This is a genomic window from Aliivibrio sp. SR45-2, assembly GCF_963890165.1.
Taxonomy (GTDB): domain Bacteria; phylum Pseudomonadota; class Gammaproteobacteria; order Enterobacterales; family Vibrionaceae; genus Aliivibrio; species Aliivibrio salmonicida.
This window is the reverse complement of sequence record NZ_CAWPRC010000163.1, coordinates 1-15,293: the sequence shown is the minus strand read 5'-3', so window position 1 is coordinate 15,293 and position 15,293 is coordinate 1. Positions and strand designations below refer to the sequence as shown.

At 38.5% G+C, this 15,293-nt stretch carries 15 protein-coding genes and 2 pseudogenes; 4 read left to right on the top strand and 13 right to left on the bottom strand.

Going from position 1 to position 15,293, the window contains the following annotated elements; translation table 11 throughout:
- Nucleotides 1–58 precede the first annotated feature (58 nt).
- Nucleotides 59–544 carry a GNAT family N-acetyltransferase gene (locus AACV33_RS13835; RefSeq protein ID WP_339379726.1) on the bottom strand — a complete coding sequence of 162 codons (486 nt, stop codon included), beginning with the start codon at nt 542–544 and terminating at the stop codon, nt 59–61.
- Between the two features lie 168 nt (nt 545–712).
- Here AACV33_RS13835 and AACV33_RS13830 point away from each other — a divergent pair, with 168 nt between their 5' ends.
- On the top strand, nt 713–1,474 hold the full coding sequence (locus AACV33_RS13830; protein WP_182700322.1) for a carbohydrate deacetylase: 762 nt from the start codon (nt 713–715) through the stop codon (nt 1,472–1,474).
- 77 nt (nt 1,475–1,551) lie between these two features.
- Here the strand turns inward: AACV33_RS13830 and AACV33_RS13825 are convergent, their stop codons facing one another.
- The 6 genes and pseudogenes from AACV33_RS13825 to AACV33_RS13800 all read right to left on the bottom strand — a co-directional run.
- The gene (locus AACV33_RS13825) at nt 1,552–1,833 is read right to left on the bottom strand and encodes a hypothetical protein (RefSeq protein WP_017022299.1); all 282 of its coding nucleotides are present in this window, start codon (nt 1,831–1,833) and stop codon (nt 1,552–1,554) included.
- 3 nt (nt 1,834–1,836) lie between these two features.
- Entirely contained in the window at nt 1,837–1,986 is a 150-nt protein-coding gene (locus AACV33_RS13820) for a hypothetical protein (protein ID WP_012550155.1), read from the bottom strand.
- 9 nt (nt 1,987–1,995) lie between these two features.
- A complete protein-coding gene (locus AACV33_RS13815; RefSeq protein WP_182700321.1) occupies nt 1,996–4,725 on the bottom strand; it encodes a glycoside hydrolase family 3 protein in 2,730 nt (909 codons plus the stop codon).
- Between the two features lie 135 nt (nt 4,726–4,860).
- Nucleotides 4,861–5,349, bottom strand: a complete 489-nt coding sequence (locus AACV33_RS13810) for a hypothetical protein (RefSeq protein WP_065610376.1) — start codon at nt 5,347–5,349, stop codon at nt 4,861–4,863.
- Nucleotides 5,350–5,397: 48 nt separating this feature from the next.
- Nucleotides 5,398–6,099, bottom strand: coding sequence for an aspartate/glutamate racemase family protein (locus AACV33_RS13805; RefSeq protein ID WP_182700320.1), 702 nt, complete (start codon nt 6,097–6,099; stop codon nt 5,398–5,400).
- Between the two features lie 27 nt (nt 6,100–6,126).
- Nucleotides 6,127–6,339: pseudogene (locus tag AACV33_RS13800) on the bottom strand (GNAT family N-acetyltransferase); the annotation flags it as partial.
- Nucleotides 6,340–6,508: 169 nt separating this feature from the next.
- Between AACV33_RS13800 and AACV33_RS13795 the strand changes: the two are divergent.
- Nucleotides 6,509–7,216: an SDR family NAD(P)-dependent oxidoreductase gene (locus AACV33_RS13795; protein ID WP_065610374.1), complete on the top strand. Its 708-nt coding sequence runs from the start codon at nt 6,509–6,511 to the stop codon at nt 7,214–7,216.
- Between the two features lie 7 nt (nt 7,217–7,223).
- Here AACV33_RS13795 and AACV33_RS13790 read toward each other — a convergent pair whose 3' ends face one another.
- Nucleotides 7,224–7,727, bottom strand: a complete 504-nt coding sequence (locus tag AACV33_RS13790) for a GNAT family N-acetyltransferase (RefSeq protein ID WP_182700318.1) — start codon at nt 7,725–7,727, stop codon at nt 7,224–7,226.
- Between the two features lie 243 nt (nt 7,728–7,970).
- Here AACV33_RS13790 and AACV33_RS13785 point away from each other — a divergent pair, with 243 nt between their 5' ends.
- Both AACV33_RS13785 and AACV33_RS13780 read left to right on the top strand, forming a co-directional pair.
- Nucleotides 7,971–10,445, top strand: coding sequence for a M9 family metallopeptidase (locus tag AACV33_RS13785; protein WP_182700317.1), 2,475 nt, complete (start codon nt 7,971–7,973; stop codon nt 10,443–10,445).
- A 466-nt stretch (nt 10,446–10,911) separates the two neighbouring features.
- Nucleotides 10,912–11,235, top strand: a complete 324-nt coding sequence (locus AACV33_RS13780) for a hypothetical protein (protein ID WP_017022291.1) — start codon at nt 10,912–10,914, stop codon at nt 11,233–11,235.
- Nucleotides 11,236–11,296: 61 nt separating this feature from the next.
- Here the strand turns inward: AACV33_RS13780 and AACV33_RS13775 are convergent, their stop codons facing one another.
- The 5 genes and pseudogenes from AACV33_RS13775 to AACV33_RS13755 all read right to left on the bottom strand — a co-directional run.
- On the bottom strand, nt 11,297–11,689 hold the full coding sequence (locus tag AACV33_RS13775; RefSeq protein ID WP_023603280.1) for a hypothetical protein: 393 nt from the start codon (nt 11,687–11,689) through the stop codon (nt 11,297–11,299).
- Nucleotides 11,690–12,004: 315 nt separating this feature from the next.
- A complete protein-coding gene (locus tag AACV33_RS13770) occupies nt 12,005–13,426 on the bottom strand; it encodes a DUF3859 domain-containing protein (protein ID WP_182700316.1) in 1,422 nt (473 codons plus the stop codon).
- Between the two features lie 263 nt (nt 13,427–13,689).
- The gene (locus tag AACV33_RS13765; protein ID WP_012550147.1) at nt 13,690–14,043 is read right to left on the bottom strand and encodes a YkgJ family cysteine cluster protein; all 354 of its coding nucleotides are present in this window, start codon (nt 14,041–14,043) and stop codon (nt 13,690–13,692) included.
- Between the two features lie 93 nt (nt 14,044–14,136).
- The gene (locus tag AACV33_RS13760; RefSeq protein ID WP_012550146.1) at nt 14,137–14,667 is read right to left on the bottom strand and encodes a cold shock domain-containing protein; all 531 of its coding nucleotides are present in this window, start codon (nt 14,665–14,667) and stop codon (nt 14,137–14,139) included.
- 300 nt (nt 14,668–14,967) lie between these two features.
- Nucleotides 14,968–15,293, bottom strand: a pseudogene (locus AACV33_RS13755) (MOSC domain-containing protein); the annotation flags it as partial.

Sequence of the window (15,293 nt, the reverse complement as noted above, 5' to 3'; positions counted from 1 at the left end):
TTCATCATTAATAACCTCGGAAGTAAAATCCGAGGTTTCTCTCTGTTTCGTTAAAAAACTAACTTATCGTTAATTCTTGCAAAGACACCTTTTTGTTCTCATTATGCGTTAATAACTCAATCTCTTTAAAGCCCATTTTTTGGTGGAAGAGTAACGAAGGTTCGTTCGGTGGCATCACATCGATTTCAGCAACAACACGCGATAATGCTCGCTCTGTTGCCCAATTTAGAGCCAGTTTATAGAGTGTTGATGCCACTCCTTTCCCGTGAAACTGATCAGAAACCACGATCCTATCGATATACAAAAATGAATCGTAATTCTCATTAAACCATTCATAGTTAATGCTTTCGTATTTCACACCTTGAGTGAATGCCAATAAAAAGCCAGCAATGCGGTCATCTTCTTCAATCACAACGGATATCGCCGACATTTCAATTAATCGAACTAATTTACTTTTATCCATTGGGCTTAATACCTTTACAAACTGCTCATTTAGCTCAAGTATCGTTTCCATGTCTTTATCTAAAATGGTTCTAATTATCACGCTGACTCCTTGTTCATCATGCTTGTGTAATCAATCAAAAACCGTGGTCTCTATCACGCATTAACCTCAGTAATCCATCACCGCATTATACTCACTTGTCAGTGTCGATTAAATGGCTTATTAATAGACTTAATAGTCCAAAAAATAATGATATTAGGATGAAAAACCATGAAATTGATCATGAACGCCGATGATTTTGGCTTATCAGAAAGTGTGAATAATGGCATCGTTGAATGCTTTAAATCAGGTATAGTTACCTCAACCACCATAATGATGAATCAAAAAGGCGTTGAGCACGCTGCACAACTGTATAAACAAGGTTTAGTCCCTGAGATTGGTTTGCATTTTACCGTCACCGCAGGACAGCCACTGTCAGATCCTTTGATGGTATCAAGCTTAGTTGACGAACATGGTTATTTTCTGGATAGAAAAACCCTAATAAATAAGAATGTATGTAAAGAAGAAGTCTATATTGAGCTTCACGCACAGTACAATGCCGCTATTGAGTTGGGCTTTAATATTAACCACATTGATAGTCATCATTTCGCTGGTGTCTATCCACCACTAAAAAAAGCATTTATCCGTTTTGCTAATGAGATTAACCTCCCAGTTCGCCGAATAGATAACATCATTCATGGGCAAGATGGGCTAACAGTGCGAACTCCTGATGCGTTTGATGCTCAGTTTTTTGATTCAGGCGTCTCTCTTGAGCAACTAAAAACACTAGTTTTAAGCTATAAAGACACGCTTTCTGATGGCATTTTAGAACTGATGTGTCACCCAAGTACAGAAGACAATTCGGATCTTACTGAGTTAACCAGTTACATGGCTATGCGTGTAATAGAAAGAGATTTACTGACGTCGCCAGAATTATCACACTGGCTTAAAACAGAAGGGATTGAATGCGTTGGTTTTAATGCGTTGTCTTAACCTTATTATGGGTTAAACCCCAATGACACCCTACTTATAAGCAGTCGTGTCATTGAGCTGTTTAATGTAAAGCCAAACTAAAGAATGGCGACACCTTCCACTTCCATCACGCTATTTGCATCAGCACGATCGATAATTTTAACTAACACCGATTGAATGGTTTCATCTTCTCGAACATCATTTTCACTGGCAAACTTTTGCTCTTGAGGCTCAGCACCTTCTTCTAAAATAAACGTCACAACCACTTCGGTTGCCAAGTCTGATGTTTTCCCAAAATAGGACAGAGAAAGCTGAGGATATCCTTTGAAGCCTTTTTTAACTTGTTTTGCTATACGCTTTTTTGCTTTATCCACATTCATAACTTAATCCTTGTGCTTACTGAGCTTGAATAATTCCAATACATCGTCAACATAACACGCTAATGATGCTAGCGAGAGTTTCAATTTACCACCTAAAGCACTGAAACTAAAGAAAGTAATCACTCTTATTGATGTCATTGTTAACCAAAACATGAATCCACGTTAAATCAACTTGAAAATATCGCAACTCAACACGCCCTCCGTCGCCTTTTTATCTCTAGGGACATATCGGATCTCACCAATATCAAACTGGAACGGTTCATCCGCATATAAAAGAAATGGCGTATTAACACTAGAGAAATTCACCCCGTTATCAGCAAAACATTGTAAAGGAACTTTCACTGTCACCCACTCAGAATCAGAAGCTTCTACAATCGCTTTTAGCTCCTTTTGTATAGGAGCCATCGCACCACAAGGATAAACACAATGGGAAGCCAATTTTAAGGTATTAGGGATCTCACTTCTCACCGCAATATCAAACTCTAATGTTGAGTTTGCTGCCAAATAATGACGCATGTCGATCCCTTTTTTATCTGGCGTTTGAATATAAAATTGCATCGGAAGTTGCTGACCAAAATCAATTCTTAACGCATCTTGTTGATGCTTATAATTAAGAGGTAATATCGATGCGGTTCCCATCTCCATCTTCTTCGCTCGAGAAATAAAGGTGCCTTTCCACTTCGTCACTTTTCCACTCATTTTTGGCACAAACGTCGTTGTCGCTTCACGGTTGAATATTTCAAGGTTCGTCGTTGGTCGCTCTTTCGCTTTTGTTTCTCCACACCCCCACTGACGTTTATCCATAAACAACGATGGTGCTGCTAAGCCTTTCTGTTCCGTGGTGTAATTTAACCCATACCCATAAGGAAATAAGGGCGTAAAATCTTTCCCTGTTTGCTCAAAGTCAGGCGCTCGATAATTAGGAATATTCTGACTGTTCTTATTAATGGTCGTCATGCATTTACTGTTTGGCCAAGAATAAGAAAGCTTACCGGTAAAATCAGATCCCTCTTGAGCAAACAACACATCAGTGATCCCTTGTCCTTCAGTACCGGGTAACCAAGCTGCCACAAAAGCATCAGAAAGAGCCAATTCAGGATTTACATACAATGGACGACCAGAGAATAAAATAGTCACCACTGTAAACCCTTTCTTTTTCAACGCTTGTATTAACTGTAAATCTTTTGCATAGCTGGGTTTCAATTCTGAATAGGCTAATGTTTGATGCGCTTTAATATCCCCATACATTTCAGCGTATGGATCTTCACCCATCACCACCACCGCAATGGTATCCATTGATGCTTCGTTAGGATCGGTATACACATGTTTATCACCAACTACCTGCTTAAACGCCTCTAAAACCGTCGTCGCATGAACAAAATCTTGCGGCTTATTCTCATTACCTTGCCATGTTAATGTCCAACCACCACTCTGTTTTTGAATGTCATTCGCGGCGCTTCCTACCACTAAGTAACTGTGATTTTTGGGTTCAAAAGGCAGTGTTTTATTCTCATTTTTTAATAGAACCAGAGATTCACTGACCGCTTGTCGAGCCACTTTTCTATGATCAAGCGCCCCAAGGTTCTGCTGCTCACCCGCAAGAAGACGGTAAGACGGCTTTGGTTTTTCCCACAAGCCCGCACGCATCTTAACGCGTAAAATACGAGTTACCGCATCGTCAATTCGAGCCATTGGTATTTGTCCATCTTGGACTTGTTTAATGACATTTTGGTAAAACGCTTTCCAATCTTTATTGTCTGTCACCATAAACAAATCATTGCCTGCGTTCACCGCCTTTGGACAACTTTGATTAGTACAACCGGCCACCTCACCGTGACCATTCCAATCGGTAACAACGATGCCATCAAACCCCATTTTTTCTTTTAAAACATCCGTAACTAAATAACGACTACCGTGAAGTTTTCCAAATCGATTACTCTCTGTTTTCGTTGAATCTGTCGACTTGCCTTTTACGTCATTCTTCTGCCAAGAGTTAAATGACGTCATAACCACTTGAGCACCGGCTTCAAGAGCCGAGTAATACCCCATCGCATGGATATTACGTAAATCATCCTCGCTATAGAAAGTAACACCACGATCAACCCCATTAAACGTGCCTCCATCACCAATCCAATGCTTCACCGTAGATAATACGCGTTGCTCAGATCGAAGCTCTTTTTCAGTACCTTGCAAACCTTGCACGATGGCGCTTGCGTATTGATAAGTGATGTCTGGAATCTCAGCATACCCTTCGTACACTCTTCCCCAGCGATAATCACGAGGTGTCGTTACCGTTGGTGCAAACGTCAGATCAAGACCTGTCGCCGCGACTTCTTTTGCTGTAATTCGTCCTATTTCAAAAAGCAGATCAGGGTTATTCGCAGCGCCTAATCCAATATTGTGAGGGAATAAAGTCGCACCATAAACATTGTTGTTTCCATGTACCGCATCTGTTGCCCACAAAAAGGGGATACGAAAACCTCGACCCGCGTAGGCATCATCTAACGCGACCCAATATTTATCCGATTGTAGAGCCCATTCTAATGCTGATGCGTGCTTATTTTCATTCGGCCAACCACCGCCACCATTAAGCACTGAGCCAATTTTATATTGCTTCGCTTCTTTGGGAGTAATTTGACGATATTCAGGCATGATCATTTGCCCAACTTTCTCACCCAAGGTCATTTGAGACACAATATCCGCGACTCTTTCTTCAATATAATCTCGCTTTGGGATCGCACTCTTTATTTTTGGCCATTCTTGGAAGTAAGGCAGAGAAGGTTCATCAGGCAATGAGGAAGCGTTGGGATCAGAAGAGACGGGAAACGTCGTAAGAAAAAAGAGAGAAAAACCAATGACACTTGCATGAGTGATGTTATTTTTGATGACCATCGAGAACCCCTTCTCTAATTCTATCCATTGTTTTTAGTTTAGGATAAGAAAGAGGCCCAAAAAAGCGATGATGGAAAAATAAATAGTGAGTCAGTTATTCTTGAGATCTAAGCAGTAAGCGGAAACTCGCCACCACTACTGAGTTCGACGTAAAACAGAGCCCAAATCATCAGACATCACTGTGAACTTATCAAGAATTTGCTCATAGCCATATTGAGAAGGTAAACCCCAATCATCACACTCAGATTTGGCGGGAACACCAGGCAGTAATGTTAACTGCAAGCGTGCTTTATGATCTCTGGTCATAAATCGAATATCGTATTCAGAATAACAATGTGTACTGTCTGACGAAGATGATTTTTTCCATTGAACAAGCCCTTTGCCAAGTAGCGTTCCATTCGATTCATTTTCAACCCGTAAGATTGGCTGACTTTTTCCGTAAGTTGATATGATATGACGTCGAGCCTTTTCCCATAATACCTTCTGTTTATCGCTCAATTCAGTATAGGTGAACGTCTGTGCCTTAATATCTGAAGCAGAAATAGGCGAATCTAATGGGCTTAAATGAGAACTACACCCAGCAAGCAAGGCAATTAGCATTAATCCAAAACTCTGTTTTCTCATTTAATACCCATTTTAATCTGTCTGTTGAACCGCAATTATTAAATAACGTTAAACATCATTAGCAATTGCAAGTGCCACCGCATGAGCAGCGTGAATCTCTGTCGTATCATACAGAGGAACGTGCGTATCTTCTTGTTTAATCAACAACGCAATTTCAGTACACCCGAGAATGACGGCTTCTGCCCCTTGAGCAAATAATGCATTTACAATATTTACGTACTGAACTCGTGATTCAGCTTTAATGACACCACGACACAATTCATCATAAATAACATTATGGACAATGGTTTGGTCATCTGCCGTTGGCACAATCACATCAATACCAAATTGATTGATCAAGCGGCTTTTATAGAAATCTTGTTCCATCGTAAAACGTGTGCCAAGCAGACCAACTTTAGTGACTCCATCAGCAATCAGTTTAGACGCTGTGGCATCTGCAATATGAACGATCGGAATAGACAAATTCGCCTGAATTTCATCGGCGACTTTATGCATCGTATTAGTACAAATAAGTAAGAAATCAGCCCCACCGGCTTCAACCGATTTTGCAGCGTTAGATAAAATCACCGCGGTTTCATCCCACTTACCTTGATGCTGTAATTTTTCAATTTCATCAAAGTTGACACTATATAAGCAAATTTTTGCCGAATGAAGGCCACCAAGCGCCGATTTTACACCTTCATTAATCGCCTTATAATAACTGGCTGTCGATTCCCAGCTCATTCCACCTAACATTCCAATTGTTTTCATTTCTACATCCTTCATAGATACACTATATTAACTGCATTTTTCCATTACATAATTTACAAGCTTTTGTCCTCGAACATCAACTGTTTGTTGCTTAACAATAGTAAATCCAAAATGTTCATAAAAAGATTTCGCTGTGATGCTCACTTCTGAATAAAAGCGCGAGATCCCTCTCTGTTTGCCGACAGACAAAATGTGATTCATTAATGCCGTTCCTACTCCTCTTCCTTGATATTGATAATGAAAGACGATATTCGTCGGTTTATTCCCCTTAATTCTCATTCAAGATGATCCAAAGGCGACATAAATTACGTAGAGATAATATCAGCATACGATTTACTTATTTTATTATGTGACTTTTACAGTCAATCATCGCCTCTGTACCCTAGACATAACTTAGTGAGACTCTTTAATGAATATATTGATTATTGGCGCTTCTGGAGGCATTGGACTTTCCATTGTGAAAAGCGCTATTAAACACTACCCAAATGCCTCAATTTTAGCCACCTATCACCACCACATCGGGTTTTCTCATTCAAATGTGCACTGGATTAAATTAGATGTTACTAACGAAAACGAGATAAAACAGCTTTCCAAAACGGTTCACGATGTAGATATTCTCATTAATGCAGTAGGATTTCTTCATTCTGAACAACATAAACCTGAAAAATCGATAGCGCAGTTTAGTCACGATTTATTTGATAAGAACATGAGCTTAAATACATTACCTAGCCTCATGTTAGCTAAGCATTTTGAAGCCGCCTTAAAAGCATCAACAAATAATACTTTCTATGTCGTTCTCTCGGCAAGAATCGGTAGCATAAAAGACAATAACATTGGTGGATGGCTAAGTTATCGCATGTCGAAAGCCGCGTTAAATATGGCAATAAAAACAATCAGTATCGAGTGGAGACTTAAATTGCCACACTGTTGCGTGATGTTATTTCACCCAGGAACTACGGATACCGAATTATCAAAACCATTTCAGAAAAATTTACCAAAAAACCAACTGCAATCGCCTGAATTCACCTCAGAATCACTGTTAACATTAATCCATCACTCAACACCAAGTGATTCAGGAAGATTTCGTAGCTTTGATGGCACAGACATTGAATGGTAACGACGATCTACCATAGAAATTTTTCGATGAGTATTTCATCAATGTATTTCCCGCGAATTTTAGCATGATTCTTTGCGGTACCGACGATCTCAAACCCTTGCTTTAAATACGTAGCCAAGGCATTTTCATTATCACCTCTAACGTACGCAAATAACTTCTCATACCCTTTCGATTTCGCAACGGTAAATGTAGCGTCAAACAATGCCGTTGCAATGCCTTGTCTTCGGTATTGTTCATCGACAAAGGTACCAATAATTCCAACATGATCAAAAGCACAAGTGTAGGTCGCAAAAGGTTCTACATTTTGAAAACCTACAACACATGCTCCATCTACATCAAGAGCGACATTAAAAACTCCTCTCTCTGGAAACGCTTCAATAAACTGCTCCTCTTCCTCAACCGAAAATGGAGTATCTAAAATAGAAAAAAGACCGCCCTCGATAATAGGGTTTAATACATTAATGATGCCTTGAGAATCTTCTTTTCTAACGCCTCTCACTATTACGCCCATACTTTGTCCCTATATTTAATGTTGATACTATAAATCACAATAAAATATTAAATAAAAATATCTCACACTGCAAAGATAATAACAAAATACATTCATAAATTAGTCTAATTACAACTTAAATAGACAATATATATATGTGTTATTTTTGAACCGACCTCTTATTTACAACGATCACATTGGTATAACGAATATAATGCTGATAAAAACACCAACCCATAAATAAATATAATAACTAGAGATACTATGATAATTAACAATTATATCAGCAGTTGGTACCGAATTACTCCGCTTGCACTTGCTATATCTGGAAGCTTAATCGCTCCATCCACCTTTGCAACTGAATTAATCGAACCTAAATCCTGTTCGGCACACGAAATTTCATTATCAGCTCAATTTCTCGATAATATCGAAAACGCCAATTATGAATGTCGAAAATCTTGGTTTAGTGCTCCTCGCCCATTATTTGAATCGTTATACAGCGAACCCCAATTACAAAGAGTGGTGCATCGTCTGAATCTACGCATCACTGAATATACGGGTGAAGATTCACAAGCAAACCAAATTGAAAACCTATCCGAATACGTGCGCGCTGCCTATTATATTCGCTACGGATTTAAAGCCGAACTGAATGATTACTCTGATCAACTCGATGCTCAACTTGCGGAGAGCATTCAATCTTTTATTGCCCACCCACAAGCCATGGCAACAGGACAAAAGCAAGCAAATGCCATGTATAGCATGATCTATATGATCGACAGCATTCGACAATTGCCTTCTATCATGGATTCTTTAGTTACCTTGTTGGATACCCTTTCTGTCGATAACGCCGACAATTGGGAAAATCAACGTACCCTAAATGTTCTATTTCAAGCCATGAGTGGACATTCAGGCATACAAACGTATTACGATCATCTTCAAGCCCGTCCTGATTATCTCATAAAGTTACATCAATTTATTTTAAACAAAGAATGGGCGCTAGAGACTCAATCGAGTTTCTTAGTCACCAATGCCGCTCGTGAAATGGGTCGTTTACTTGCTAGCCCGCACGCGAGTACACGTAAACAAGTCTTAATTATTCTTCAAGATCTCTTAACCCGTTATCCTCTCGGTGGAAAAAGCGACAAAATGTGGGTCGGCATTGTTGAAATGTTGAGCTACTTCGCCCCCGACAAAGCAAAAGAGCTTGGTCTTGAAAACGCCAAACAAGATCTAGAGCAACGAGTCATCACTTTAGATTACCACTGCGATGGCCCAGCAACCATTCGAGCTCAAAACATGACACAGTCACAAGCGCAAACGAGCTGTGAGATGTTGACTGAAAAAGAAATAGATTTTCATATCGTCACGAAAAGTGGTTACCGCCCAGTAAATGATGATTTGAACGACACCGTTGAAATCGTCGTATTTGACAGTAATTCTGATTACACGACTTACTCCTCTTTCTTGTTTGGAAACACAACAAACAATGGAGGTCAGTATCTGGAAGGAAGACCAAGTCAAGTCGACAACAAAGCACGTTTTATCGCTTACCGCCAAGATAATAATGACGGATTTGCCGTCTTAAATCTTGAGCATGAATACGTCCATTATCTTGATGGACGCTTTAATCTACACGGTAACTTCAATGATAATTTACGTGAAGGCTATGTAATTTGGTGGTTAGAAGGCTTTGCTGAATACATGTCTTATAAAAACGGTTATAGCGATGCGATTAAAATAGGACAAAACAAAACCTACCGTTTGACTGACATTCTAGCAACAACCTACAGTCACGATACCGATCGTATTTACCGTTGGGGTTATTTGGCAGTGCGATTCTTAATCGACAATCACCCAGAAGAGGTTGATACATTATTGTTACTCTCTCGTGAAGGCGATTACAAAGCATGGGCGAAAGCCGTAAAAAACATCGGTAAGCAATATGATAACGCGTTTAATACGTGGTTAGACACCGTTGCCAATGAAGAATCCCCTGATAAAGGCGACATTGAACACCCAGATAAGCCCACTCAACCGTCAGACAACATCACGGCATTAAATGCCAATACTACCATCGCCTTATCGTCAGAAATCTATAACGAACAATTGTTCTATTTTGATGTAACCTCAGAGGCAGCAGCGGTATCCGTTTCTATTTCGGGTGATGGTGATGCCGATGTGTATGCCAGTTTCAATAAAATCGCTCACTATTACGATTACGATATCAGCAACTTCCAAAGAGGCAGTGAGGAAACGATTCGATTCACATCAAACAATGCCAACGCCCCTCTTAACGTAGGTCGTTACTATTTTAGTGTTGCAGCAAGAGAAGCGTTTGAACATGTTGAGTTAACCGTTAATATTGAAAATGAAGCATCAACAACAACGCCAGCCATACCATCAGATGATTTAAAACCTGTGGTACTTAATAAAAGCATAGCCACTGAGATTGTCATTCATGAACAACGTTATTTAGTGCTGTATGTACCAGAAGACGATCAAACCGTTCGTATTTGGGTGAACAATAAATCATCGACAACGAATGAAAATAAAGGCGATATTAATCTCTATGCCGCCAAAGATTATTGGCCAACAAAGAAACAAAATGAAGCGTCTTCTACTCATTTCGGAAATAATGAATTCATTGAAATGCACGTTGAAAAAGCAAGCTATGTTTATTTCTCAATGACCGCATCTCAACCCGATAACTTAACGGAAGTATACGTCACATACGAATAGATAAAATAACTAAGGTTGCGATTTTTTGTCGCAACCTTACTTAGTTAGAAGCATAAAAGTACGTTGAGTCACCGTTAAAATGGATCATGTAACTATTATGTTTATTATCCGCTCATAATATTAACAATATAAACCCTACCTAGAGCTTATTGTTATATTTACAGAAAAAATACCCTACACTATCGTTTCATTAATTTATATTCAGATTAATATGATTGATAATCTACACTTTAAATTACCAATTAAAAAATAAGTAATATACTCTTTGGGTATTGAAGAAAAACAGAGTGCTAAGTTATGTTAATAATCACAGGTTCTCGAATGATAAAAAATTCGATTCTAGATAATAAATTTTTTATTTACGAAAAAATACATAGCCGAAATAAGCAATAGAAAAGAAAAATAAGCCACAACAAATAATAATCGATTAATCACACATTTTATCTACTCTATCGGATTCCACACCATGGTTCATATCTCTCAAATCATTCCACTCATAGACAAACAACTCCGAGAATTGCAACCACAAGAAGCCGTTCAATTTAACACCTACAAAAAAGATCGTGGATTTATCATTTACTGTATCGATGCGACACACTATCAAATACTAGAAAACGGATTTAAGAACGCCTCGTTTATCGGTAACACTGAAAGTACAAAAAAACAGGCTAAGAAATCTTTAAAGAGAGAATTCCCTAGAAGTAACACCGTTTGGGTCGACTACTATCAGCATGTGAGATCGCCACTGGAAATCAACGAACATCATTCCGCTCAAATCTCATTGTTCTAATTTGATATAAATAAAAAAAGCCTGCATAAATACAGGCTTTACGATTGAATTAGTCTCTTTATTATTTAGCAGGAGCAAAATCAGCGGCGGCTGCACGGTGCGCTGTATAAATAGCTTCACCGTCACTTTCTGCATCAAAAATAACCGTTACATCAGGCGAGAATAAAATTACATCACCAACTTCAGCAACGTATTTATTCCCTTCGATGTCACGAACAACAATCTTCCCTTTCGTGATCACTTTATATTCTACAGAGTCATAAACATATTCAAATTCAACCCCTGGAGACATTGTGAAATGACCCATCGTTAGTGAGTTAGTATTATTCGTGACTGCAACTTCAGCCATATCGCTTTTTAAGCCCGATACATTTAATAATTGGCTAAGGTCGTTTAATTTAAGGCTACCTGATTTAATAAGAGTAATGCCTGGTTTCTCAGTTAATGTCGTCATTAAATAATTCTCGTTATATTTGTTTAATGTCCACCTTCAACACAACACATCGTTATATCAATTAAAACCACGGTGGGTATACCTCGCTGGTATGCCATTGATTCTAGCTACATTCTGAGACGTAACAAGCCAGTATAAACGTAAAACATTATTACAAAACAAACAGTAATTGCAATTTAAACCCGCAAGACTAATACACAAACAATCATAGTCTTAGCGGTGACTTATGGTCAAATTCAACAACAAAAAAGCGGAGTAGATCACTCTACTCCGCTTTGAATTTTAAAGCGTTTCTTTACTATTATTTATATCGAATCATTGGCGAAAACATAAGCCTACTTTTTTCGCATCTAGCTTTGATTCTTGTATATAACTGGATCCTATACAGCTAGAATAATGACTAAATACCATTCTAATTATATCTTTAGATGTTCCTTTTTCAGCCTGTTTTTTCGCTTTATCAAAAGCAATAGACATACAACGTTTTTTATAAGGCTCGATATTTACTTCACAGTGGTCGGTCGAGGAAAATTCCATACAACGACGAAATTTCGTTCCTCCACACAGCGTTTTATTCATGGTAAGGACTACCTTTAGTAGATCTTTACGCGATTCCAACTCTCGTTTTTTCTCAGCCGCAAGCTCATCAAGATTCGCGACTTCAAATGAGCGTTTCGCAAGAACAGAACCAGCATACAAAATTTCTAGCGTCCAACGGCCTGACACCAACTCCGATTTATCACCGAAATACCACATCGCCAAATTATTATTATGCTTAAACATAGTATCCGTCCAACTAGACACCGTAGAACGTTTACCCGTTTTAGGATCGATAATTTCAGGGTGTGTCATACGCACTGTGATAGGGAATTTCACTCGCATTTTTGAGTGTGGATCTGCTGCTTTATCATTATCTTGTATTGGCGGTTCTACGGCGTAACGGATACCAATATATTGCCCAACCGACGGAGTCACTAACTGAGAGGAAAACATGTCATATTTATCATCATTTTTAGAAATCAGACCTCCCTCAATAATACTCACTCGTGGTGATTCTATATTTGATATCCCTTTCCCGACTAACGTACCAGTTTGATTTTTAGCGTAAGGGGTTCCTTCAACAGACAGTAATTCAAGCTCATTCGTACTTGGCAATATTATGTCAGTCAGCGGATTATTAAACGCAATCACTTCTTTTAATTTCGTTAATTGAGATACATCAATACGAGTTAATTGATTATTATTCACCTCAACAGCAACTAACGCCTCACTCGAACCAAAATCAATCTCACTCAGTTGATTGTAATCCGCTTTTATTTTAATTAACTGCGATTGTTGACTGAGATCTAACGTTTTCAATTGATTATTACGCACATTAATGAAATTAAGATGTTGATTTGAAGAGAGATCAAGCGACGATAGTTGATTACCCTCAATGACCAATCGTTCTAAATTAACAACAGCAGACGTATCAATCGTTTCAATTTGATTATTCGACAATAAAATCACTTTCAAAGCAGGCATGAATTGAATTTCATCGACGGAATGAATCCCCATACGATTACAATTTAATGCTTTGATTTTCTCTAATACTGGTTGGTTCTGTTTCTCAACACAAAGAGAAAACTGAGGATCATTAAAGTCAACATCACTTATTAATATTGGCTGACTCGCATAGCTAAACGTATTCAAAAAACCAAGACTAAGAAAGCCCAATGTTAACGTCGACATATTCATTTTTAATGATCCTTATTGTCACTTTATTATAGTTTAACTTACTAATATAAAATGTTTAAAAACAAGCGTCTAGGTTAGACCCATCATATTGTAAAATTCAGTTAAATTGTCTAAGCATTCAGTAAAAGTGAACTAGATTTATTAAAAACCAATCAGATAAAACGAAAAACACTCGGTAATCAAAGACGACCGAGTGTAATAAATAATATTGATTCTAGAGTATTACTGATTATGACGAGAACATACGTTAACAACGACGTCTTTTACACCAACACTTGTCGTGTATTTGCGATGTAATGATGGATCTGACGTTCGGTTTTCGAGTCAATCATCTCTTTAGGTCGGCAGCTATTTGGACACGGCATGTTTGGTGTTGTACCAAAAAGCCGGCATATTAACGGTCTTTCTTCGTATACAGTACACCCCTTAGGCCCCAAATGAACGCAATCAAATTCATTTAATGCCGCCTCATGCTCTGCATCACTTTTCACTGGCAAACGCGACATTTCTTCCGAAGACGTCGTCACAGGCCCACAGCAATCGTGACATCCTGGCGTACATTCAAACGTTGGAATGCGCTCACGCAAACTCGCGATTATTTCTCGGTTATTGTTCATACATACCTAACTTTTGTTCAATTCCCCTTTATTATAACGCCATACCTAATTCACTGGAAGTTGAGGAGGATATTTAAATTAACAGTATGTAATCTACCACGCCCCACAAAACTGTCGCTCACAAGGTGTTCCATCATCATCGCCATCAATCTTAACGTTTGGACAATAACGAAGATAGAACTTCGCTTCATCGCATGAATTCATTTGAGTACAACGGGTTTTTCCTTCACACCTAAACCCTGTGTTTTGACGTACTCTTATTGGCGCTTCCGATTCATCATAAGAAGGCGGTGAATAAAATGGAGTGACTTCCCAAGTAATAAAAAAGAGATAAAGAAAAAATAGAGTGAAGATAAAAAATAAGGTAATCACTTTGCTTAGCCTTACTGCTGTCGCATTAGTGACCTTCAAGGGTTTAACGTTTATCAACGAAATGGTGTTGGCTACTTTTTTACCATCCTCATAACCAATTAAAAAGACAACTTCATCACCTACCCTTGGCCTGCGGTATCCTTTTTTAAACTGTGAAATATGAGCAAATACTTCATTATCATTATCGGGATCATTCCCCCGAATAAAACCAAACCCTTTATTATCAATCCAACGAACAACTTGACCTTCCATACCACTACCTTCCCCAACAACGTATATATTCCATAACCCTTTAATAGGCAATAAAACCGAAATATTATCACTTCAAACAATAAAGAATCAGGGGAAGTATGATTTCACCGTCACCGATATTAATTTCTGCTGAAAATTACGCAAAGACGGAGCGATGGATAAATAAAAAAGGGCGATATAGGCTAAAGATACTACCCAAAGTAATAACCAACCAATTAAATTGCTTGGAATAAATGTCAAACATACCGAACGAAACACATTCAGTTAATGTGTTTCTATTCGATACGTATTTAAGTGTTGTTATTTTGTCGTTTTAACACCAGCATGACCGAGTAACCTGAAGTTCCAATTCTCTACTTCATTTGTCTCAATGCGCGCTATTACTTTCATCATCCAACTGTCTGATAGTTTGCTCTGTTGTTTTAACTTAAGCAGACCCTCGTTGTTAAGCGGATCACCAAAAAATACGTCACAAACTTCACGTAATGTCATTGCGTTAGGAACTCGTTCAATCAATTCCAAAGGTTCATCTGCGCTAACCATTCCCGGTTGAATGACACGATATAACCAACCACAACGACTTATCTCTTGCATATCAACAGAGAAATTCTCGACTTCCCAACGTT